At 35.4% G+C, this 23125-nt stretch carries 20 protein-coding genes; 10 read left to right on the top strand and 10 right to left on the bottom strand.

Going from position 1 to position 23125, the window contains the following annotated elements; translation table 11 throughout:
* Positions 1-41: 41 nt before the first annotated feature.
* Both CF599_RS12495 and CF599_RS12490 read right to left on the bottom strand, forming a co-directional pair.
* Positions 42-551 (bottom strand): metallophosphoesterase, encoded by a 510-nt coding sequence (locus CF599_RS12495; RefSeq protein WP_121966356.1) that lies wholly within the window; start codon positions 549-551, stop codon positions 42-44.
* Between the two features lie 56 nt (positions 552-607).
* The gene (locus CF599_RS12490) at positions 608-1876 is read right to left on the bottom strand and encodes a M64 family metallopeptidase (RefSeq protein WP_121966355.1); all 1269 of its coding nucleotides are present in this window, start codon (positions 1874-1876) and stop codon (positions 608-610) included.
* Positions 1877-2941: 1065 nt separating this feature from the next.
* Between CF599_RS12490 and truA the strand changes: the two genes are divergently transcribed.
* From truA to CF599_RS12470, 4 genes are all read left to right on the top strand, one after another.
* Positions 2942-3679 (top strand): tRNA pseudouridine(38-40) synthase TruA, encoded by a 738-nt coding sequence (truA, locus tag CF599_RS12485; protein WP_121966354.1) that lies wholly within the window; start codon positions 2942-2944, stop codon positions 3677-3679.
* A complete protein-coding gene (locus CF599_RS12480) occupies positions 3676-5433 on the top strand; it encodes an ABC transporter ATP-binding protein (RefSeq protein ID WP_121966353.1) in 1758 nt (585 codons plus the stop codon). Before truA ends, CF599_RS12480 begins: the two co-directional genes overlap by 4 nt.
* A 343-nt stretch (positions 5434-5776) precedes the next feature.
* A complete protein-coding gene (gene lpdA, locus CF599_RS12475) occupies positions 5777-7168 on the top strand; it encodes a dihydrolipoyl dehydrogenase (protein ID WP_121966352.1) in 1392 nt (463 codons plus the stop codon).
* Positions 7169-7275: 107 nt separating this feature from the next.
* Entirely contained in the window at positions 7276-7749 is a 474-nt protein-coding gene (locus tag CF599_RS12470) for a lipocalin family protein (RefSeq protein ID WP_121966351.1), read from the top strand.
* Positions 7750-7818: 69 nt separating this feature from the next.
* Here the strand turns inward: CF599_RS12470 and purB are convergent, their stop codons facing one another.
* The 6 genes from purB to CF599_RS12440 form a co-directional block, all read right to left on the bottom strand.
* Positions 7819-9168, bottom strand: a complete 1350-nt coding sequence (gene purB, locus CF599_RS12465) for an adenylosuccinate lyase (RefSeq protein ID WP_121966350.1) — start codon at positions 9166-9168, stop codon at positions 7819-7821.
* A gap of 343 nt (positions 9169-9511) precedes the next feature.
* Positions 9512-10357: a DUF2911 domain-containing protein gene (locus CF599_RS12460; protein WP_121966349.1), complete on the bottom strand. Its 846-nt coding sequence runs from the start codon at positions 10355-10357 to the stop codon at positions 9512-9514.
* 403 nt (positions 10358-10760) lie between these two features.
* Positions 10761-12755 (bottom strand): protein-disulfide reductase DsbD, encoded by a 1995-nt coding sequence (locus CF599_RS12455; protein WP_121966348.1) that lies wholly within the window; start codon positions 12753-12755, stop codon positions 10761-10763.
* Positions 12752-14071, bottom strand: coding sequence for a tRNA lysidine(34) synthetase TilS (gene tilS, locus CF599_RS12450; protein ID WP_121966347.1), 1320 nt, complete (start codon positions 14069-14071; stop codon positions 12752-12754). The genes CF599_RS12455 and tilS overlap by 4 nt, the downstream gene beginning before the upstream one ends.
* A gap of 213 nt (positions 14072-14284) precedes the next feature.
* Positions 14285-15340, bottom strand: a complete 1056-nt coding sequence (locus CF599_RS12445; RefSeq protein WP_121966346.1) for an RluA family pseudouridine synthase — start codon at positions 15338-15340, stop codon at positions 14285-14287.
* Between the two features lie 19 nt (positions 15341-15359).
* Entirely contained in the window at positions 15360-15995 is a 636-nt protein-coding gene (locus CF599_RS12440) for a PASTA domain-containing protein (RefSeq protein ID WP_121966345.1), read from the bottom strand.
* A gap of 124 nt (positions 15996-16119) precedes the next feature.
* Between CF599_RS12440 and CF599_RS12435 the strand changes: the two genes are divergently transcribed.
* Together CF599_RS12435 and coaD are read left to right on the top strand one after the other, a co-directional pair.
* On the top strand, positions 16120-17103 hold the full coding sequence (locus tag CF599_RS12435; protein WP_121966344.1) for a D-alanine--D-alanine ligase: 984 nt from the start codon (positions 16120-16122) through the stop codon (positions 17101-17103).
* 9 nt (positions 17104-17112) lie between these two features.
* Complete coding sequence (gene coaD / locus CF599_RS12430; RefSeq protein ID WP_121966343.1) at positions 17113-17565, top strand: pantetheine-phosphate adenylyltransferase; 453 nt, start codon at positions 17113-17115, stop codon at positions 17563-17565.
* A 215-nt stretch (positions 17566-17780) separates the two neighbouring features.
* Here the strand turns inward: coaD and CF599_RS12425 are convergent, their stop codons facing one another.
* Positions 17781-18383, bottom strand: coding sequence for an NUDIX hydrolase (locus CF599_RS12425; RefSeq protein ID WP_121966342.1), 603 nt, complete (start codon positions 18381-18383; stop codon positions 17781-17783).
* Between the two features lie 7 nt (positions 18384-18390).
* Here CF599_RS12425 and pyrE point away from each other — a divergent pair, with 7 nt between their 5' ends.
* Both pyrE and CF599_RS12415 read left to right on the top strand, forming a co-directional pair.
* Complete coding sequence (pyrE, locus tag CF599_RS12420) at positions 18391-19032, top strand: orotate phosphoribosyltransferase (protein ID WP_121966341.1); 642 nt, start codon at positions 18391-18393, stop codon at positions 19030-19032.
* Between the two features lie 22 nt (positions 19033-19054).
* The gene (locus CF599_RS12415; RefSeq protein ID WP_121966340.1) at positions 19055-19447 is read left to right on the top strand and encodes an SRPBCC family protein; all 393 of its coding nucleotides are present in this window, start codon (positions 19055-19057) and stop codon (positions 19445-19447) included.
* A 79-nt stretch (positions 19448-19526) separates the two neighbouring features.
* On the opposite strand, the gene CF599_RS12410 is transcribed toward CF599_RS12415, so the two are convergent.
* The gene (locus tag CF599_RS12410) at positions 19527-20279 is read right to left on the bottom strand and encodes a hypothetical protein (protein WP_121966339.1); all 753 of its coding nucleotides are present in this window, start codon (positions 20277-20279) and stop codon (positions 19527-19529) included.
* A gap of 575 nt (positions 20280-20854) precedes the next feature.
* Here CF599_RS12410 and CF599_RS12405 point away from each other — a divergent pair.
* Positions 20855-22246 (top strand): RtcB family protein, encoded by a 1392-nt coding sequence (locus CF599_RS12405; protein WP_121966338.1) that lies wholly within the window; start codon positions 20855-20857, stop codon positions 22244-22246.
* A gap of 2 nt (positions 22247-22248) precedes the next feature.
* Positions 22249-22869 (top strand): peptide chain release factor H, encoded by a 621-nt coding sequence (gene prfH / locus CF599_RS12400; protein ID WP_121966337.1) that lies wholly within the window; start codon positions 22249-22251, stop codon positions 22867-22869.
* Positions 22870-23125 lie beyond the last annotated feature (256 nt).

The following is a 23125-nucleotide window of genomic DNA, read 5'->3' as shown; positions in this document are numbered from 1 at the left end:
ACCTAACATCTTAGTTTATTAGTGCGTTAAAAAAGCCGAACTTATAGTTCGGCTTTTTTGTTTTTAGACCATTCTATAACTTCCATATCTTTTATATTTCCATTATCTATCGTAAAGCGAATCATCGTTCTCACCTGATGAAATCCACTGATACCCGCTGCTCCTGGGTTAATATGCAATACATTCATCTCCTGATCAAACTGTACTTTAAGGATATGTGAGTGCCCACAGATATAAATATTAGGTTTCTCTCTGCGAATTCTATCCCTAACTATCGTTCTATACTTACCTGGATATCCGCCGATATGTATCATATACACCTTCATCCCTTCACATTCAAATACTATCTCTTCAGGAAATTCAAGCCTCGCCTCATTCCCATCTATATTGCCATATACTGCTTTAAGTGGTTTTAAAGATTTAATGGTATCTGTCACCACTAAATCTCCGATATCTCCAGCATGCCACACTTCATCTGCTTGGCGCACATACTTCAAGATAGACTCATCTATACAACTGTGTGTATCTGATAACAATAATATTTTCTTCATTTCTTTTTCTATCTTTAAAAAGAAGAGCCTCCCAAAAATGAAAGGCTCTACTTACTTTATTTTGTATAGAACAAAATTAACTCTTCTACTGCATTCTGACAAACTGGACAGAACTCAGGATATTGATTAGTCTTCATTCTACAATCTAATGTTCCTTTATATACCTTACGTCCTTCTAGTCCTTCATACGCTCCCACAGGATATTTCTTACTATCCTTTGCTAACGTTGGAATAGGAGTTCCTTTTTTCAACATCTTTTTCCACTTGCTATCGAAATCTACTAACGTAGTGATATTCTGTTCCCACGGCTCAGTCTGATTAGATATCAAGTCACTCAACACATCATTAGGATAAAAATACTCATCTGCTAATCCTGCGAAACTATGCCCAAACTCGTGTACCACCACTGGTTTAAAATCTTTATGCCCTGTAGTCGTTAACGTATAAGAGTTATAAATACCTCCTCCACCATATACATCTGTATTGGCTAAGATAATAATATGCTCATAAGGAATACCTGCTAATACATCATGTAGTTTCTTAATTCTATTGGTAGTCAAATAGCGCTCTGAGTAGAACGTATCGAAGTTAGACTCTACAGCTGTCTTCTTCCATTCTCCAGTACGTGGAACGCTCACTCCAGAATCTTTAGAAGCACTCTCCACTGCGATGAAGTTAAAGTTATCAGCAAATTTATCAAATGGCTTATGTGCTAATATCTCTTGTATAGACACCTTAACTGCATCTGTAAACTTACCCATCTCTTCTTCTTTAAATCCCTCTGCTACGAACACTACATTAATTGCTTTAGCATTGTCTTTAGCTTTATGTACATACGAGTGTTTCGTCACATCCTTAGTTCCCTTAGCATGTATTAAGATATCTTTAGGATCTACCTGGTGTACTAATTTATCTTTCTCTTTTCCATTTTCGTCAAATAACACTAGCTCTATACGCACTTTCTCTTTTGGGAAAGGCACTAAGAACACATTCTCAAAACTCTTCGTATGATTCTTAGCCTCATCTGTAGACAGCCACTCTTGGAACAGTGTACTAAAGCTATTCGTGTAAATCAGCACATTTGTTTGCTGATCATATACTTTCACTTGTCCATTTCCCTTTAAGGCATTCTCCCCAAGGTTATGCGTACGCCCAGCCCAAGTAGGTAAAGAGACTAGCTCATCTAGTAGAATAAATTGTCTATCGTTAGTTCCTCCGAACACATAATCTAGACGCAACGTCTTATTCTCAAAATACTGATTAAAGTCCTGTGCCTGAACCCACGTGCTCACACACAAGCTTAGCAATACTAGTAATTTCTTCATTTTTAATATAGTTAGGTTTATTGGTTAGTCTTTGCTTATAATCACAAAGTCGTAAAAATAGACATTTTGAATTACTCTGATAAACAATGCATCTTTTAAATCTCTATTAAATTAGCTTCAACTCCTCTCCTTTTTCTCCTAATTTCCCTTCCGAATCCAATCACCTTCCCAAAACAGCACAATAAAACAGGTATTCTTGAGAAGGATTTAAGAGTAAATACATTTTTAGGGTAATTATAAAAATATAACCTCCTCTTGCTGATAGTTGCTAAAAAAGTGCAGTTTCACTGCCCAATTCCTGCTCAGGAGGTCTGATTCAGCAAGCGTACCGCATACATACCTCACGCATTGCCCAATAAAATAGTATTCCAAATAACGGAAATAAACCTCTGCTTAAATTTGATAAGGATTATAAAACCTAATTTGCTAGCGCAGATTTGTAATCTGTACCTCCTCCCTTTTCAAATCTTTTGCAAAGATCAGAAGAGTAAAAATGAAATTTTAAGCAAAGGGAAGAAAACGCCACTTTTTACCATTTTTTGCCTAATTTTACTTATGCTGTCTTAAACAGTACATAATTACATAAAACCGTCAATCCCTTATAAACAAAAGGGCGAGAAGGGTACTTTGAAGAGTTTGTTCGGGAGGGATTGTAGAAGGCTTTTGTAGTTCTTCGGAAAACAGCCCCTCTTTCCGAACAATTGTTGGATTCTTCCGCAGCCCTTCCGAAGAAAAGGGTGCACCAATATTAACAAAATACTACAAATCAACACATTATATTATTACTAAATGCCCTTTTAGGCAAAAAGTGGTCTTTTTCGGTCTTTTTTGCCCAAAAGTTCCTTCCTATCAAAAAAAGAAATTCTGTAAGCGTAGTTTTGTCATGTAGTTAAATGTAGTAATAATTTTTTACTTCCTAAAAATTGAAACACCCCATAATAGAATTACAATGAACGAAAACTCATCACCCATTATCGATTACTAATTCCTAATTTTATAATAACATAATCTGCCTAATGGCGTTTTTAAAGTATATTTGCCTTTTACAAAACAAAGAGAATTACATTGAGATATTTTTTAGAATTTGCATATAATGGAACGCATTATCACGGATGGCAGTTACAACCAGATGCTATATCAGTACAGGAAGTCCTTACGAAGGCTATTTCCACCCTACTGCGCACCCCTATAGAACTTGTAGGAGCAGGTAGAACTGATGCTGGAGTACACGCTAGACAGATGTATGCACACTTCGATTACGATATGCCCTTTGACAAGGATTCTTTAATCAAGCGAATGAATTCTTATTTACCTGAAGACATTGCTGTTTTTGATATACACCTTGTGGCAGATGATGCACACGCACGTTTTGATGCTACAGCACGTACTTATGATTATCACATACACCAGTATAAAGATGCTTTCTGCAATGCCGGAAGCTACTATCACTTCAGACCTCTTAATGTAGAACTGATGAATCAGGCTGCCCAAATCTTATTTGAGTACGAAGATTTCGAATGTTTCTCTAAGACGCATACTGATGTGTTTACTTTTAACTGTACCATATATAAAGCCCACTGGACAGTACTACCTGATAATAAACTTGTCTTCACAGTCTCTGCTAACAGATTCTTGCGAAACATGGTTAGAGCTATCGTCGGTACTTTAGTCAGTGTAGGCTTAGAAAAAATAACATTAGATGACTTCAGAACAATAATAGAGAGCAAAGACAGAGGCCAAGCTGGCTTCTCTGTTCCTGGAAAAGGCCTTTATTTAACTCAAGTTAGTTACCCTTACTTATGAAACCATTAAAATCTATATCACTCCAAAAAATATTAGACTACGCAAAGCCTTATAAAAGTCGCTTTAATTGGGTAGTCGCATTCGCTATATCCCTTTCTATCTTTGCGGCTATACGTCCTTATATGCTAAAAATAACAGTAGATGAGTATGTACAGAAACAAGATAAAACAGGGCTGTTAGTCTATATCGGATTAATGGGATTAGTCCTGTTATTCGAAGTGTTATCTCAATTCTTCTTTACCTACTGGGCGAACTGGCTTGGGCAAGATATCGTAAAGGATATGCGTGAGAAGCTATTCGATAAGATTATCAACTTCAGAATGCGTTACTTCGATAACGAACCTGTGGGTAAACTGGTAACTCGTGCTGTATCAGATATCGAATCTATAGCAAGTATCTTTAGTCAAGGGTTATTTATGATTGTCAGTGACTTGCTTAAGATGTTCGTGGTACTGTGTATTATGTTCTATATGAACTGGAAACTGAGTTGTATTGTATTAATAGCGATGCCTATCTTACTTTATGCAACACGTGTATTCCAAATGCATATGAAAACAGCGTTCCAAGAAGTGCGTACACAGATTTCTAATTTAAACACCTTCGTACAAGAGCGTTTGACAGGAATGAAGATCGTACAGCTATTCTCTAGAGAAGAAATAGAATATGAGAAGTTTAAAGAGATAAACAACAAGCACAATGTCGCTTGGTTAAAGAATATCTTATATAACTCTATCTTCTTCCCTATCGCAGATATCGTGTCATCACTGACATTGGGGTTTGTGATATGGTATGGGGGAATGTCTATCGTACAGGGAGATAACCTAACTTCTTTTGGAGATTTGTTTGCTTATACGATGTTGATTACGATGTTATTCAACCCACTGAGACAGATAGCAGATAAGTTTAACGTGATGCAGATGGGAATAATCGCTGCAGAACGTGTATTCGATGTATTAGAAACAGAAGAACAGATCAACGATAGCGGAACAATAGAAGCGCCTCAGTTCAAAGGAAAAATAGAACTAAAGGATGTGAGATTTAGTTATATCGAAGATCACGAAGTACTAAAGGGAATCAACCTTAATATAGAATCTGGTAGTACGATAGCTATCGTCGGTAGCTCTGGTGCTGGTAAATCTACAATCATTAATCTACTAAATAGATTCTATGACATAGACAGCGGATCTATCTGTATAGACGGAACAGACATCAATGAATATAAACTAGCTACACTGCGCAAACAAGTAGCAGTGGTACTTCAAGATGTGTTCTTATTTAGTGATACCATCTATAACAACATTACACTACACGATCCTGCTATATCAAGAGAGACTGTCATCGAAGCTGCTAAAAAGATAGGTATTCACGACTTTATCTTACAGTTACCAGGAGGATATGACTACAACGTAAAAGAGCGTGGTGTGATGCTGTCTTCAGGACAACGTCAGCTTATCGCCTTCTTACGTGCGTATGTAAGTAATCCGAGTATCCTAATCTTAGATGAAGCTACTTCGTCTATCGATACGCACTCAGAAGAATTGTTACAAAAAGCTACTGAATATCTAACAAAGGATAGAACGTCTATCATCATCGCACACCGATTAGCAACAATCGTTAATGCAGATCAAATCATCGTGATGGATAAAGGTCAGATAGTAGAAAAAGGAACACATAAAGACTTGTTAGAATTAGAAGGAGGTTATTATAAAAACCTGTATGATTCTCAATTCGGCAAAGAAGTTGAAAATATATAATCCTTCAAAAGGATAACTCTTAAAGCGATAGGCATTTCACCTATCGCTTTTTTTTGTACTCTTTCTTGTAAGTAATTATAGTCTATTCCCTTATATTTCTTTTATATTACTTCACAATTTTTAAAATACTCAATATTTTTTCCTTTCTATATAGCGCGTACTTTTTTAGAAGATTATCAATAAATATATCTATTTGATAGTAAATGTCAGTATACATTAGCCAAATAAGCTTCCTACCTTACAAATCCCTTACTCACAAGGTATCAACTTTTCAGAGTGAAACTTTCAATAACAGAAATAAATGATTATTTTCGTAGCATAAAATATAGAAATATATACATATATGAAATTCGATATTATTGTTTTAGGAAGTGGCCCTGGAGGTTACGTTACTGCGATTAGAGCTTCTCAGCTAGGTTTTAAAGTTGCAGTTGTTGAAAAAGAAAATTTAGGAGGTATCTGCTTAAACTGGGGATGTATCCCAACGAAAGCACTTCTTAAATCGGCACAGGTGTTTGAGTACCTTAAACACGCTTCTGACTACGGATTGACTATTAGTGGTGAAGTAGATAAAGATTTTGATGCTGTTATTGCACGTTCTCGTAGCGTAGCTGATGGAATGAGCAAAGGTGTTCAATTCTTAATGAAAAAGAACAAAATCGAAGTTATCGACGGATTCGGAAAAGTAAAACCAGGTAAGAAAGTTGACGTTACTGATAAAGATGGTAAGGTTACTGAACTTTCTGCTGATCATATTATTATCGCTACAGGTGCTCGTTCTAGAGAATTACCTAACTTACCACAAGATGGTAAAAAAGTAATCGGATATAGACAAGCATTAACATTACCTCAACAACCTAAGAAAATGATTGTTGTTGGTTCTGGAGCTATTGGAGTTGAGTTCGCTTACTTCTATAAATCTATGGGTACTGATGTTACTATCGTAGAGTTTATGCCTAACATCGTTCCTGTGGAAGATGAGGATATCTCAAAACAATTTGAGCGTTCTTTAAAGAAAACAGGTATCAACATTATGACTAACTCTTCTGTAGAGCGTATAGACACTACAGGTGAAGGAGTAAAAGCTTATGTTAAGACTGCTAAAGGTGAAGAAGTATTAGAAGCTGATGTTTTATTATCTGCTGTAGGTATCAAAACTAATATCGAGAACATCGGATTAGAAGAAGTGGGTATCGCTACGGATAGAGATAAAATCTTAGTAAACGATTTCTACCAAACTAATGTACCTGGATACTACGCTATCGGAGATGTAGTACCTGGACAGTCATTAGCACACGTAGCTTCTGCTGAAGGTATCTTATGTGTTGAGAAAATAGCTGGACACCATGTAGAGCCATTAGACTATGGTAATATCCCTGGATGTACATATGCTACTCCTGAGATCGCGTCTGTAGGTATGACTGAAGCAAAAGCAATCGAGGCTGGATACGAAATCAAAGTTGGTAAATTCCCATTCTCTGCATCTGGTAAAGCGAAAGCTGCTGGTACTCCTGATGGATTCGTTAAAGTTATCTTTGACGCTAAATACGGTGAGTGGTTAGGATGCCATATGATCGGAGCTGGTGTTACAGATATGATTGCTGAGGCAGTTGTAGCTCGTAAGTTAGAAACTACTGGATACGAAATCCTTAAAGCTGTTCATCCACACCCTACTATGAGTGAGGCTGTGATGGAAGCTGTAGCGATGGCTTATGGTGAAGTAATCCACTTATAAGAAATCACTAGATTTAAATATACTAAAAAGGCTACTCGAGGGTAGCCTTTTTTTATACATTTAATACAGATTAAGAGCAAATCTACTTTTAAACTAATAATAACCATATGAAAAAACTTTACCTATTTTTAATTTCTATTTTATGCTTAGCAATATTTAGCTCTTGTTCTTCTAATGATGATATCTCTCAAAGTCAATACAACTTAAAACTACAAAACACAGAGTGGGAGTTGACAAACATAGAGATAAATAAAGAAAGTAAAAATCCAGCAGCTATATGTCCAGAAAAAATAATCTTCAAAACAGATAATGTTACTTTTGACTTCTCATCAGCTGACATTAAAGAGTGGGATAACAACACAGGATGTATTCCTCGAAAAGGATTTTCTAACACGTATAAAATAAAAAAAAACAAGTTGATCTTAATTGATAGTGATAGTGAGCATGAAATAATTTCTTTAACAAAAAACAAACTGATTTTAAAAAATTCACTACACATTTTTATATCTACAGGTTCTGGAGAGTCTATAGATACAGAAGTTTTAAAAACATATAAATTAATAAAAAGAGAAATTCATTAACTCTTTGTCAAATAACAAAAGCCTCCCAAATGAGAGGCTTTTCTTATTATATTATCAACTGTATACTAATTACAGAATATCTACTCCTAAGTAATTAGCTGGTGTGATCGCTTTAAGTTCTGCTTTAATTGCATCAGATACATTTAATGTTTCAATGAAGTTGTGCATTGCTTCTTTATTAATCACAGTATTCGTTCTAGTCAAATCTTTTAATGCTTCATACGGGTTAGGGTATGCTTCTCTTCTTAAGATAGTCTGGATAGCCTCAGCTACTACAGCCCAATTATTCTCAAGGTCTTGAGCAAACTTGTCAGCATTAAGCAATAACTTACTTAATCCCTTTAACGTAGATTCAAAAGCGATAAGTGTATGTCCAAATGGCACTCCTACATTACGAAGTACTGTACTGTCTGTCAAGTCACGTTGAAGACGAGATAATGGTAGCTTAGCGGCTAAGTGCTCGAAGATTGCATTTGCGATACCTAAGTTCCCCTCTGAGTTCTCAAAGTCAATAGGGTTAACCTTATGTGGCATAGCTGAAGAACCTATCTCTCCTGCTTTAATCTTTTGCTTGAAGTAATCCATTGACACATACGTCCAGATATCTCTGTCTAGGTCAATAAGAATAGTATTGATGCGTTTTAATCCGTCAAAGAAAGCTGCGAAGTGATCATAGTGCTCGATCTGAGTCGTAGGGAATGAATGCTTTAACCCTAAAGTTAATTCTACGAAATTAGTACCAAACTGTTTCCAGTCTTGTTTTGGATATGCTACATGGTGTGCATTAAAGTTCCCTGTAGCTCCACCAAACTTAGCTGCGAAAGGTACTTGCTCTAATAAAGCTAACTGTTGTTCTAGACGCTCTACGAATACGTATATCTCTTTTCCTAAACGAGTAGGAGAAGCAGGTTGTCCGTGTGTACGAGCTAACATAGGTACATCTTTCCACTCTTGGCTAAGTTCTTTTAATCTATCTATAACAGATAATAAAGATGGCTTATATACATCATCATAAGCTTCTTTCGTCAATAGAGGAATAGAAGTATTATTAATATCTTGAGAAGTAAGTCCGAAGTGGATAAACTCCTTATACTCTTCTAATTTTAAAATATCGAATGCGCTTTTCAGAAAGTATTCCACTGCTTTCACATCGTGATTCGTAGTTTTCTCCATTTCCTTAATCCACAGGGCGTCTTCTGTAGAAAACTCTTGGTAAATCTTACGCAACTCAGGAAAAACTGAAGCGGGTACATTAGCTAATTGAGGTACATTGTGCTCACATAGAGAGATAAAATATTCTACTTCTACTAGTACACGGTATTTAATTAATGCCTCTTCTGAGAAATAATTAGCTAGTGCATTGGTCTTACCTCTATAACGTCCATCGATAGGCGAAATAGCATTTAATTCTGTTAGCATATTTTAGATTGTGTTGTTAAGGCACAAAGATAAAGTATTCAAAATAGAATCGGAAAAACTTAAATAAAAAAATGGTTGATAGTGGTTTTGTTTTTTTGTGATGGTGTGAAGTTCTTTTTTTGTTGTTTGCCTTCGGCATAGGGTAACAAGAATTGGGGATATATACAGTTTACAGCTTCACGACTCGAGACCTCCGCATAAGGTACAGACGCATTATTATGTGTGTCACCCACGACACCACCGTAATAAAAAAAGATAGCCCATAAGGACTATCTTTCTTTATATATTTAGCTATAAGCATCCAATAATCAGTATTTTAAGTACAATCTTAATTCCTAATTAATTACTTGCTCCACTCTCTGATAGCATCTTTATTAATCTTGATATAGTCAAGGTTATTCGCTTTTTCAGCTAAGTCTAAAGCCCATTTAGCAGTATCTACAGCTGCTAATTTATCTCCTGCTTTAGCTTGGATCTGAGATTTAAGGCGTACAAAATAATATGGTACTTTATCCGCAGACTTCTCTATTGCTTTATTTACCCAGTTTAAAGCTTTTGCAAGATCTTTTGACGTTAAATAGTAATATTCAGCTGCTCCATAATAATCAACGATAGTTGGTCCTTCAAAAGTCTCATCAATACTCTGCATCGCTAATTGATCTGTAGGAACAGTAACGCGAATAGGTACAATAGTCTTCTCCCACATAATCTCTAAATCAGCACAATCAATATTCACATTATTGATCGCCACAGTAAGTGTTTCAAACTTGCGGTCTGAACCAACAGGCTTAACTTTAGTAGATAATGCTATTTTACTCTCATCCCACTTCTCTGGTAATCCCCAGTTATTCGTATCTGCATAGAAGATAATCTCCCATTCCTCTACTTTGGGAATTGAGTATAACGCATAAGAACCTTTCTTTAATTTCTTACCCCCAATCTCTACATCATTACCAAAAGTAACAATGGTATTCATATTCGCTCCTGTTCTCCAAAGTCTTCCATAAGGAACCAGATCACCGAATACTAAACGACCTCTCATATTAGGTCTTGAGTAATCAATCTTCATATCTGTAAGACCTACTACTTGATGTACCTCAGACTTCGTACTAGTCGGCGGGGTATGTACTTGTGCTTGTGTGCAAAGAGCAAACATAGCAAATGATAATGCAACTAAACTTCTTTTCATTTTTCTTAGCTTATTTTTAATCTAATAATAGCTTGCAACTATATGCTGAATTAGACAACTATATATGATGATTAATACTAATTTATTTTCCTACATAAGGAGGTTATCAAATGTATTAACTTTCTTCTTAAAATTTTCTCAAAAGGACTGTGTTTTTTTATCCTAGAATACGCGATAGACCTATTAACAAGAGTAAATTATACAAAACAGCTCTGAATTTATGAAAAAAGCATACTATAGCATGGTTTTAGAAGAAATGAAAGAGGTGTAAAGTAGAATTTATTCGCAGTATTGGGCGAGTGCGGAATCTGGGTTTATCTTACCTACTTAATGTCATCTCTATAAACAATAAAAAAAGCCACGTGAAGTTCACGTGGCTTGTCTTTAAATATACTAGTAAATATTATTTTACTTTATTAATTCCGCTTTCTAACCAAGTCTTATACTCAGCTACATCAGGAGTATATCCTACTGCTTCGTTAAGACGGTTACCCTCTTTATCTAATACGATATAGTAAGGCTGAGCGTTAGCGTGGTAATGCTTCATTTGGAAATCACTCCATTTGTTACCTACTGTTTTTACTTTCTTACCTGTAGTCTCAGAGATGTATTGTTCATTCTCTGGCAACTCTTTTTTATCATCTACATAAAGAGAAATAAGTACAATATCATTCTTTAAGATTGATAATACAGAAGGATCTGACCACACATAATCTTCCATCTTACGACAGTTCACACATGCATATCCAGTAAAGTCAAGTAATACAGGTTTATTTACTGACTTCGCATACGCCATCCCTTTTTCATAATCAGTAAAAGCAATGATATCATGTGCCCCTAATTTAGCTCCATCAGGTAACGCTCCTAGATCAACAGATGCTCCACTACCTCCTTTTCCTCCTACTCCATACGGACTTTCAGAATAAGTCATTGGCGGTGGGAAACCTGAGATAATCTTAAGCGGTGCTCCCCATAAACCAGGAATCATATAAACCGTAAATATAGATACAAACAACGCCATAAATAATCTACCTACTGATATACTGTCTGTAGGGCTATCATGTGGTAATCTGATTTTACCTAATAAATATAGTGCCCATGCTCCGAAGATTACTATCCAGATCGCTAAGAACACTTCTCTCTCTAACCAATGCGCTTGTAATACAAGGTCAGCATTAGATAAGAATTTGAATGCTAAAGCTAGCTCTAAAAACCCTAAAGATACCTTCACTGTATTTAACCATCCTCCTGAACGTGGCATAGAATTTAACCACCCTGGGAACATAGCGAATAACATAAATGGCAACGCTAATGCTAATGAGAATCCTAACATTCCTACGATAGGCGCTATTCCTCCCTTAGATGCTGCCTCTACTAATAGTGTTCCTACGATAGGTCCTGTACATGAGAATGACACAATAGCTAGTGCTAATGCCATAAATAATATACCTACCATACCACCTCTATCTGCCTGTGAGTCTACTTTATTAGCCCACGAGTTAGGTAACATAATCTCAAATGCTCCTAGGAATGAAGTAGCGAATATCACTAATAACAAGAAGAAGATAATATTAAAATACACATTCGTAGAAAGTGCATTTAATGAATCTGCACCAAATACGGCAGTCACTATCGTTCCTAATATCACATAGATAAGGATAATAGAAAGTCCATATATAATGGCATTCTTAATTCCCTTAGCTCTAGTCTTAGACTGTTTAGTAAAGAAACTTACAGTCATAGGAATCATAGGGAATACACATGGTGTAAGTAAGGCTGCAAATCCAGATAAGAATGCCAAGAAGAATATTGTGAATAAACCTTTCTTCTCTTCTTTATTAACAGGAGTTGCTGTTGCTTTTACTTCTCCTGAAGTATCCTCTGTAGCCTTAGTATCTACTGTTGTAGTTGCTAAATCCTCGAAGTTCTTTACTTCTTTTGTAGTAAGTGTTTTTAAGTCATATACAAAAAAGTTGCTCTGACTGATACACATCTCATCACACACCTGAAAAGCAACCTCTACTTGGATATTCTCTGTTGTTCCCTTCGTTATCTTAACGTTCTGAACAAGTCTTGCTGTATCTACAAAGTAAATCTCATCTACTCCAAATACGTCATTAAATGAAGTCTTTGTTTCACTTTCCTTTGCTTTACCATTTAACGTATAATTCCCTTCTAGGTTATTATAGATAAACTCTAACGGTAGAGATCCTCCTTCTGGATTATACTGTGAGTATAAGTGCCAGTTTTTCTCTATCACAGCATCCCATGTGATCGTATATTCTGTGTCAGACTTTTTCTCTATTTTAGATTGCCATTTAACTGGATCAGCATTTAACTGCGCTTGAACCGATATAAATGACAATAAAAAAAGTAGCAAATAAGCTAATTTTCTCATAGTTTAATTTGAATTTTAATAATGTTTGTTGTTGTATCTTTTACCTTAAATCGTTCATCCATTCGACTACCGATAACCCATACAATATTCTCATTAGTGCACAAAAGCCAAGTGTTCTCTTTGTCAAATTGACTAAACTTTTCGTCTTTAAAGAACTTACTCACTTTCTTCGTGCCATGCATCCCAAAAGGGATAAACTTATCACCACTTCTATATTTGCGTATTATCAATGGAAATTCTAATAGATCTCCATCTACATAAATAATCGAAGTATCTGTTATTAACTCTTTCTCTTCATAAGGTGTCGTACTGATCGTTAGTGGTTGGGTTAATGTTTGTTTGTTCTCTAAATAATATATTTGTTCTTTATTCTCTTTTTCTACAGAACGAGGTTTTACTATAAACTCTCCTCTGTTCTTTAACAACACATGCGTAGGTGAATAAATCATCTTCCCTGAGGTAGCCTCTATCAACTCTACTATGTCTTGCCATGCTGTAAATCCCAATGGTGATAACCACTTATATAAATAAGCTTTAGGATTAGACAGTGCTTTTAATTTCTCTAAGTCTATACTTAGCTCTCCACCTCCCTTCTCTGTGATTACCTGACTATAATAATATTTACTCGCATCTTCGCTTAAATCTACTGACTGCTGTAAATACTCCATCGTCTGCATAAACGATTGGTTAAAATGTGCATTTGTATCCTTAAGCAAAGGCAATATATTCTTGCGAATCTTGTTGCGCAAATATTTAGTTTGACTATTGGTAATATCTTCCCTCCAGCCTATCTGATGTTCACTTTCATAATTAACAATATCCTCTCTCGTAAATGGCAATAGCGGTCTTCTGATATACCCATTCCTTGCAGGTATTCCTAACAACCCTTCTATTCCAGTCCCCCTAGATAAGTTGATTAAGAATGTCTCCATCGAATCATCTAAGTGATGCGCTGTCAGTAAATAGGATTTATTCTCCTGCTCAGCTAACTCCTTAAACCAGTTATAACGCAATTCACGTGCTGCTATCTGTATAGAGACTTTATGCTTTTCGGCATACTGTTCTGTATCAAACTCTGCTACGAAAACAGGAACACCTAATTGAGCTCCAAACTCTTCTACGAACTTTTGATCGCCATTACTATCTTCTCCTCTCAAATGAAAGTTACAATGTGCAATAGTTATATCTAGTCCTAATCTATGACATAAATGTACTAAGACTATACTATCTATTCCCCCACTGACAGCTAATAACAATGGATGATCTAATAACTCTGCGAAGTTATTCTCTACGTGCTCTTTAAATTGATTAAACATTTTATCCTAAAGTCAACAAAGTAACTAAAATAATTTAATTACTCTTCCCTATTTTATATTTTTTTAACCCAGAATAAGACTATCTACAACATTTTAGAATAGATTTTACAATACAATAGTTTGAATTGTATAAAAACAAAAATAGCCTCATCGTCTGATGAGGCTATTTTTGTTTGTATTCCTTAAATATGTATTACACATATAAAGAGTAAATTACATATTATCTACTTTGTTACCGAAGTTAGAAGCTTGCGCATACGTTCTCCATTTCTCGATACACTCTACCATATCTGTAGGTACTTCAGAGTTAAATGTCATTCTCTCTTTAGTAATAGGGTGTGTAAATCCAAGTGTTTTAGCATGTAGAGCCTGTCTCGGTAATACAGAGAAACAATTATCTACAAACTGCTTATACTTAGTAAATGTAGTTCCTTTCAAGATCATATTCCCTCCATAACGCTCATCATTAAATAAGGTATGTCCGATGTATTTCATATGAACACGAATCTGATGTGTACGTCCTGTCTCTAATCTACATGATACTAATGTCACATATCCTAGGCGCTCTAATACCTTATAGTGCGTTACAGCCCATTTACCCATACTCTCATCTTCGAAAGCAGCCATCTGCATTCTATCCTTAACGTGACGTCCGATGTAGCTTTCTATAGTTCCTTCTTCCTCTTCTACGTTACCCCATACCATCGCTACATACTCACGCTCTGATGTCTTCTCAGCAAATTGCTTTTGAAGTTCTGTCATCGCCCATTCTGTCTTCGCTACTACTAATAGTCCACTTGTATCTTTATCGATACGGTGTACTAATCCTGGTCTCTCACTACTGTTAAGTGGTAAGTTCTCGAAGTGGTATGCTAGCGCATTCACTAACGTTCCAGTATAGTTACCATGTCCTGGATGAACTACTAGTCCTGCAGGTTTATTCACCACTAATAACGAATCATCTTCATATACGATATCTAATGGAATATTCTCAGGTATAATGATATTCTCGAATGGTGGTTGTTTCATCAACACACGCACTACATCATTTGCCTTCACTTTATGGTTAGACTTTACCGGCTCTTCATTCACGAATATATTACCATTCGCAGCAGCTTGTTGGATCTTATTACGAGTAGCATTCTCTACTAAATTCATAAGGAACTTATCTACTCGTAAAGGTGCTTGTCCTTTACCTGCTTCAAATCTATGATGTTCAAACAACTCATTCTCTAAGTCATCGAACATCTCTACATTATCTTCTTGCATTAATCTTATTTAAATCTTTTTAAAAATCAAACTCATTAGAGCTATTAGAGCTGCTATTAGAATCATCTACTGCTGGAGCTTCATCAAGTTCTTCTTCTGACATTCCAGCTCTACCATCACCTAGTACGAAGTCTATTCTAGAATCCTTTGCCACTTTATCACCTTCGTTTAAAACTCTACCATTCTGGTACACTTTTAATACAACATCCTTGCCAATAAAAGTTTGGTACGTAATAGTTCCTTCTTTTAGCCCTAGTGCCTGAATAGTAGATAATGCCTGACGATGTGTCAACTCTTCTAGTCTAGGTAACTTCACACTACCATAACCAGAGGCATTTATCTTTACATATATTTTTCTATTTGTCTTAACTCCTGTCTTAGGTGCAGGATCTTGTTCAATGATGCTCAATGGAGGAAAATCCTTATCGTAGTCCAATGTATCCAAGATCACCATATCTAAATCGTTCTTCTGTAACAACTGTATTGCTTGGTCTGTATCTAATTTTATCAAGTTAGGAACCTCTATCTTTTCTCCGTGGTTAGTAGTGTGTGCTAACCATTTAAGTGTTAAAAACACACCTAGTATCACGATAATAAGTGCCGCAGCTAGAGAGACGAAAAAAGGTTTACTTTTTAAAAAATCAGTTAATTTCATATCTATTAATTTTGAGCAAAGATATAAAATCGAAAACATTTTTTGTTTCTATGTTTTATTATAAATTTGTTTTAAACAAATACAACGTACCAAAACGTAGTAAAGTATTAAAATTTAGCTCTATATGAAGCACGTAGCAGTAATAATGGGAGGATATTCTAGTGAGTATAAAATCTCATTAAATAGTGGTAAAGTAGTATGCAGTACACTTGACCGTTCTAAGTACATCCCTTACCCTATCCATATATTTGAAGATAAATGGGTATATGTAGATGAAAACAATGAAGAGTTCGCTATCGATAAGAATGATTTCTCTGTACAATACAAGGGAAACAAAATAACTTTTGATGTCGTATTTAATGCAATACACGGTACTCCAGGTGAAGATGGACTAATGCAAGCTTACTTTGCATTAATTAATATGCCTCACACTTCTTGTGATTATTACCAAGCAGCCCTTACAATGAACAAAAGAGATATGCTATCGGTATTAAAACCTTTTGGGATCAAAACAGCTATTTCATATTACTTAAACCAAGGTGATGTTATCAATACAGAAGATATTATTCAACGTGTAGGATTACCTTGTTTCGTAAAGCCAAACCGTTCAGGTTCTAGTTTCGGAATCTCTAAAGCAAAATCTACTGAAGAACTTCTTACTGCTATAGAAGTAGCTTATAAAGAAGACAACGAGATTATTATCGAAAGCTTCTTAAACGGAACAGAAGTATCTGTTGGTGTGATTAATTACAAAGGAGAAATCAAAGTATTACCGATGACGGAAATAGTATCTGAGAATGACTTCTTTGATTACGAAGCAAAATACTTAGGTAAGTCTCAAGAGATCACTCCTGCTAGAATAGACGATACCACTAGAGATGCCATAGCTGAAATAGCGGGTAGAATATACAGAATACTTAATATGTCAGGATTCTCTCGTAGTGAGTTTATCATCGTAGATGGCGTACCATTCTTATTAGAGATGAATACAGTACCTGGACTTACGAATGAAAGTATCTTACCTCAACAGTCAAAAGCAGCTGATATCCCATTAGCAGATTTGTTTGACAATGCAATTGTTTTAGCTTTACAGAAGCAAACTAAATAATATAGTATTATGAGAAGAGCAGTCTTACCAGGTTCGTTTGATCCTATTACTAACGGACACTGTGATATAATAAGAAGAGCTATCCCACTATTTGACGAAATCATCGTCGCTATAGGTGTTAACTCTGATAAGAAATATATGTTCACTCTAGAAGAGAGAAAGAAGTTTATCGAAGATACTTTTAAAGATGAACCGAAGATTAAAGTGGCTACATATGAGGGATTGACTACTGACTTCTGCTTTAAAGTTGATGCACAGTTTATCCTTAGAGGACTAAGAAATCCTGCAGACTTTGAGTTCGAGAAGGCGATAGCACATACTAATCGATTTTTAACGAAGTTAGAGACCGTATTCTTACTTACAGCGGCTAGTACTTCATTTATTAGCTCAAGTATCGTTAGAGATGTTATACGAAACAAAGGCGACTATTCTAAATTAGTCCCTTCTACAGTAAAATTATAACCCAAAATATCAAAAAAGCCTATCTATTTTAAAGTAGATAGGCTTTTTTGATTTATGACACTAAAATCTGTGGTCATTCAAATTTATTGCACAATAGCTGCAGATTACTTGATGTTTACTACCCAGACAAGTACTTTTCAGCAAGAATACCTCTAGTATTGGGCAAGTATACTTCTATATAATTCAAAATGGATTGATTATATCGATTATATGCTCTAATCTAAAATACCCAACTCATCTACTAGCAATTTAATATTCTCATAAGAGTTATTCATTGCTTCTCTGATTTGCTCTTTATTTAACCAAGCTACTTGCTCTATATCTTCTTCTATCTGCCCTACTAATGGACCATCGAAGTCAGAAGTCATCTCATACCAAGTGGTAATCTTAAGCCTATATTTGCCATTTCTTTTAAAGATGTGATAGGTCTTAGGTAGCTTACGCACTATCTTTAATTGAGATACCCTAGTTTCTTCTTCCACTTCACGGATAGCAGTTTCTTCCATCTCTTCGTGTTTCTCGATACCACCTTTAGGCAGATCCCATTTACCACTGCGAAGAATAAATAATACTTCTCCCTTAGGATTAAACACAACTCCTCCTCCTGCTTTCTGTACTGGAATCTTCTCTTTTATCTTTTTTAGAATCTCTTTTTCGTCTGGATGATATAAAAAAGCCTTATCAATTTTATTTTGAAAATATTTAATGATAATTTTGTCAATATCGACGCTATCTAATAAGAACAGTTGAAAATCGGTTTCTTTCTCGATTTTATCTGTTAAGAACAATGGTTTGTCGTTTACAAAAACTTTATACATTTGTATTATGATTTTTAATAAAGAAACAGCACACAAAACTGCCGAGTCACTTCTGCAAATTAACGCAATTAAATTAAATCCTAAAAATCCTTTTACATGGGCTTCAGGATGGAAATCTCCAATTTATTGTGATAACCGTATTACATTGTCTTATCCTGAGATTAGAAAATTCTTACAAAAAGAGTTTGCTGAGAACATTGTAGCCAAATATGGCAAGCCAGATGTTATCGCTGGTGTAGCTACTGGAGCTATCGGTATCGGATTATTAGTAGCAGAAGCTTTAGAATTACCTTTCGTATATGTACGCCCTGAACCTAAAAAACACGGTAGACAAAACCAAATCGAAGGACAATTAGAAGCTGGTAAATCAGTAATCGTCATCGAAGACCTTATCAGTACTGGTAAAAGTAGCTTACAAGCTGTAGAAGCATTAAAAGAAAATGGAGCGAATATCTTAGGAATGGCTGCTATCTTCACATACGAATTTCAAGTAGCGGAAGACAACTTTAAACATGCTGGTGTAGAACTTACTACACTAAGTAACTATACTTCTTTATTAGAAAATGCAGTAAACCAAAAATACATTTCAGACAGTGATCTTGAAACTCTACAGGAGTGGAGAAAGAATCCTGCTGAATGGAACCAATAATAATATCCTAAAAACAGAATATATGAACTTAGAAAGCCCAAAAGTAAACGTAGCTAAATCAGCTGAATATATCTTTAATGCGTTGACTGATGTTAAAAACTTCGAGAAGTTAATGCCTGAGTCTATTGCTAAATTTGAAGTAACTGGTGATGATTCTTTTATATTCGCACTTAAAGGAATGCCTGAAATCAAATTAAAGCAAAAAGAACAAACTCCTAACTCTAAAGTTGTTTTAGGTGCTGCTAGTGAAAAACTTCCTTTTACGTTAACTGGGAATATCACTGAAGTAGATGCTAATAATTCGGAAGTACAACTTACTTTTGAAGGTAGCTTTAACCCGATGATGGCGATGATGGTAAAAGGACCTATCGGTAAATTTATCGAAGCTTTAGCTGGAAATATGAATAAACTATAGTTATCTAGTTTAACCTAATAGAAAAGAGCTGTCTCTAATTTAGATGACAGCTCTTTTTATTTTTACATAGGTCTAAGTTCTACTTAAACTCTACTTGATATTCTAATACCTTAGGATTAGCAGCTATCTCCGTCATAGAGAAAGTCTTTTCAAACGATTTATTATCGCTACTTATCTTAGCATCTTTAATAGACACAGATTTGATAGGTTTGTCAAAGCTTACTTTTAGCACATAGCTAAACATACCCGCCATAGCTCCTAACTCTCCCATATCTTTTGTCTTATCCTCTCCTTTAGTCACTACTTTACGCTCAAATTGCTTAGAGCTAAGACTGTATTTACTTTCAACTAGTAAAGGAGGTTGCTTCTTACTGTCCTTTTTCTTATCGAACTCATTAGACTTCTCCGTAATCTTATTAATGTTAATCAATGATTGGTTTAGATCAGCGATATCTTTTGCATTAACCTTCATATTAAAATCAGCTAGAGAATCCTTCATGTTAACCATAAAACGGACATTTTTCGTATTGTCAAACAGCTCTTTATTGGCTTTGATAATACTATCTTTCTTAAAGGCACCATTCTTCTCCTTAAGCATTGCGAAGTCTAATATCTGATCGATACTTAGTTCTTGACCACTAATTAGGGCTATCTTATCCGCATCTCCTTTAAAAATAGCGTTCTTATCAGGCACACTCTGAAGTAACTCCTTAAAGTCCATCTTAAACGTATAATCTATTGCTCCATTATCTTTTACATATAATTCTTCTTTCGTCACACATGACTGAAGCGATAAGGTCAATCCTAATAAAAATAAATAAATCTTTTTCATCTTTCTAATTTTTAAACAAATATACTAGATTTATTAAAAACAATTTCAAATCATAAATTCACTCTAAAATAAAATTAGCCAAAATTATTTGCATAATCCAAATCTTTTATGCAACATTTGCAACGAATTAAGGTTTAACCATTTAAAAACGAAGAACAATGTTTGTACTAAATTATACTTCTACATCATTCACATCAGCAGGAATTGCTGGGGTGTGTCTTCGCGCTACTCTTATTTAAAATATCACAATTTTACATATAATAGAAAAGCCCGAAGATTGATTCGGGCTTTTTTTGTTTATTCCGGACCCTTAACAAAATCAAACTTAGAATCCGCATAGCCATCGACTACTAGCTAGTTCTACTTCACAGATCTTTCACTTGTTCTAAAACCATACTTCAGTATGTTTTTTGGACTAATTAAGAGCTATCCTGTATAACTAACTATTATTACGATATCGAGTGCATATTCTTAGTTTGCCCGAATTGACTGATAGATGCTAAAGATCATCAGTAAAAATTAAATCAATTGTAGTATATACAATTGATCATATTAGTCAATTTAAATTTTACATCATGGGAAGGAAACTTTCTGGGAAAGACTTTATTAAAATAGGTTTTCCTCAAAACAATACAATAAACATCGCCTTAGGGCAAGTAAATAGATACAAGAAAAAAGAGAATAAAAACAACATACTAGAAGAAGCTAAATTAGTACTACAGAACCCCGAGTCCTATATGGGAGACGGTATCTGGGGCAAAGTAGCAGAGAGTATGATAAAGCAAGTAGAAGTCAAAAAACATCAACTCAATACCAATAGAGTACCATTCTCTATCTATGGGGAAGATGCAATAGACGAACAGACTAAGTATCAACTGTATACTGCTTTAAAACTACCTGTAGCAGTACAGGGTGCATTAATGCCTGACGCTCATTATGGTTATGGTCTACCTATCGGAGGTGTACTAGCTACTGATAATGCGGTCATTCCTTACGGAGTAGGTGTAGATATAGGCTGTCGAATGAGTCTATCGGTATTTAATCTACCTGCCAACTTTCTAAAAGGAAAAGACCATCAGTTGCTAAACATCTTATCAGAACACACAAAGTTCGGTATGTATGACACACATAAGATTAAAGCGGACCATGAAGTCTTTAGTAGAGAGGAGTTTAAGAACATTCCTTTTGTCAAGAGTTTATTAGATAAGGCATATAAACAATTAGGAACATCTGGTGGAGGTAACCACTTCGTAGAGTTTGGTATCGTTAGATTAACAGAGACTAAACCTGAGTGGAAACTAGAACCGGGAGAATATATTGCAGTTCTTTCACATAGTGGATCGAGAGGTTTAGGGGCTAATATTGCTAAGCACTATACATATTTAGCGACCAAGCAATGTCCTCTACCAAGTAATGCACAGCATCTAGCTTGGTTAGACCTCAACACACATGATGGCCAAGAGTATTGGTTAGCGATGAATCTAGCGGGTGATTACGCAAAGGCATGTCACGATGACATCCATCGTCGTATCGCAAAAGCTTTAGGTAAGCACATTGCTTTTACCATAGAAAACCATCATAACTTCGCTTGGAAAGAGGTGATAGATAATAAAGAACTAATCGTTCACCGCAAAGGAGCTACTCCTGCAGCGAAAGGACAATTGGGAATTATACCTGGATCGATGACTACGAATGGCTTTATAGTCGAAGGTCTAGGGAATACAGAGAGCTTAAATTCAGCTTCTCATGGTGTAGGACGCTTACACTCTCGTGCGGCATGTAAACAAAGGTTTACAAAGAGTGATATTAAGAAAGAGCTTAGCTCTTCTGGCGTTCAGCTCATCGGAGGGGGTATTGATGAAGCCCCAATGGCTTATAAAGACATCAATGCTGTGATGCAAGCTCAAAGTGAATTAGTAAAAGTATTGGGAAGTTTTACTCCTAAGTTTGTAAGAATGGATAAGTAGTTATGGCAAGATTTATTCAGATTACAGCAGGTAGAGGTCCCAAGGAGTGTGATTTTGCCGTTGAGAAGATCGCACAACTTTTTATAGACGACGCAGTCAAATCCAATATTAAAGTTGATCCAATACAGGATGATACCGACGCACATGGCGCGTCGGTCATTATCCAAATCGTCGAAACGTCTAAAGAAGTTGAAACTTTTTTGAGTACATGGTTAGGTACTATACAATGGATTTGTGAAAGTCCATTTAGACCTAAACACAAAAGGAAGAATTGGTACATCGGTATCTTTGAAAGCACTAGAACAAATGATGCTATCATCCGTGACAGTGATATTCAATACCAAGCTGTACGCAGTTCGGGAGCTGGCGGACAAAATGTCAATAAAGTTAGCTCAGCTGTGAGAGCTACTCACCTACCTACAGGTATTACTGTACTAGCAATGGATAGCAGATCTCAGCACCAAAACAAAAAATTAGCTACCGAAAGAATACTAGAAAAACTTCAGAATATGGCATTAAATGAAGTCAAACTAGAAGAAAAGAATACGTGGCTAAACCAAACGAAAGTAGAAAGGGGTAACCCTACTCGTACTTTCATTGGTCTAAAGTTTAAAAACAAATAATTACCCTAAAGGGCTATCTTAAACCGATAGCCCTTTTATATTTTAACAGATCTCCACACTAGAGTTATGCTAATCACATGATACTACACCCTGTATATTAAACATTTAATATAAATATCGTATCTTGCACTCATCTAATTAATTCTATTCTATTAGAAATAATTCACTTGTATTATAAAGGATAAAATTCTAATATCAACCTTATATACATAGAAAGACATTATCCCTACGATTACATCTTACCAAAAAATCTTAC

This window comes from Myroides sp. N17-2 (assembly GCF_002286775.1).
Taxonomy (GTDB): Bacteria; Bacteroidota; Bacteroidia; order Flavobacteriales; family Flavobacteriaceae; genus Flavobacterium.
This window is presented reverse-complemented; position numbering and strand designations above follow the sequence as displayed.

Bases quoted from the DNA above. Each gene is read 5' to 3' on its own strand.
- CF599_RS12495 (WP_121966356.1), bottom strand. From the start codon at position 551: ATGAAGAAAATATTATTGTTATCAGATACACACAGTTGTATAGATGAG.
- CF599_RS12490 (WP_121966355.1), bottom strand. From the start codon at position 1,876: ATGAAGAAATTACTAGTATTGCTAAGCTTGTGTGTGAGCACGTGGGTT.
- CF599_RS12480 (WP_121966353.1), top strand. From the start codon at position 3,676: ATGAAACCATTAAAATCTATATCACTCCAAAAAATATTAGACTACGCA.
- lpdA (WP_121966352.1), top strand. From the start codon at position 5,777: ATGAAATTCGATATTATTGTTTTAGGAAGTGGCCCTGGAGGTTACGTT.
- CF599_RS12470 (WP_121966351.1), top strand. From the start codon at position 7,276: ATGAAAAAACTTTACCTATTTTTAATTTCTATTTTATGCTTAGCAATA.
- purB (WP_121966350.1), bottom strand. From the start codon at position 9,168: ATGCTAACAGAATTAAATGCTATTTCGCCTATCGATGGACGTTATAGA.
- CF599_RS12460 (WP_121966349.1), bottom strand. From the start codon at position 10,357: ATGAAAAGAAGTTTAGTTGCATTATCATTTGCTATGTTTGCTCTTTGC.
- CF599_RS12455 (WP_121966348.1), bottom strand. From the start codon at position 12,755: ATGAGAAAATTAGCTTATTTGCTACTTTTTTTATTGTCATTTATATCG.
- tilS (WP_121966347.1), bottom strand. From the start codon at position 14,071: ATGTTTAATCAATTTAAAGAGCACGTAGAGAATAACTTCGCAGAGTTA.
- CF599_RS12445 (WP_121966346.1), bottom strand. From the start codon at position 15,340: ATGCAAGAAGATAATGTAGAGATGTTCGATGACTTAGAGAATGAGTTG.
- CF599_RS12440 (WP_121966345.1), bottom strand. From the start codon at position 15,995: ATGAAATTAACTGATTTTTTAAAAAGTAAACCTTTTTTCGTCTCTCTA.
- CF599_RS12435 (WP_121966344.1), top strand. From the start codon at position 16,120: ATGAAGCACGTAGCAGTAATAATGGGAGGATATTCTAGTGAGTATAAA.
- coaD (WP_121966343.1), top strand. From the start codon at position 17,113: ATGAGAAGAGCAGTCTTACCAGGTTCGTTTGATCCTATTACTAACGGA.
- CF599_RS12425 (WP_121966342.1), bottom strand. From the start codon at position 18,383: ATGTATAAAGTTTTTGTAAACGACAAACCATTGTTCTTAACAGATAAA.
- pyrE (WP_121966341.1), top strand. From the start codon at position 18,391: ATGATTTTTAATAAAGAAACAGCACACAAAACTGCCGAGTCACTTCTG.
- CF599_RS12415 (WP_121966340.1), top strand. From the start codon at position 19,055: ATGAACTTAGAAAGCCCAAAAGTAAACGTAGCTAAATCAGCTGAATAT.
- CF599_RS12410 (WP_121966339.1), bottom strand. From the start codon at position 20,279: ATGAAAAAGATTTATTTATTTTTATTAGGATTGACCTTATCGCTTCAG.
- CF599_RS12405 (WP_121966338.1), top strand. From the start codon at position 20,855: ATGGGAAGGAAACTTTCTGGGAAAGACTTTATTAAAATAGGTTTTCCT.
- prfH (WP_121966337.1), top strand. From the start codon at position 22,249: ATGGCAAGATTTATTCAGATTACAGCAGGTAGAGGTCCCAAGGAGTGT.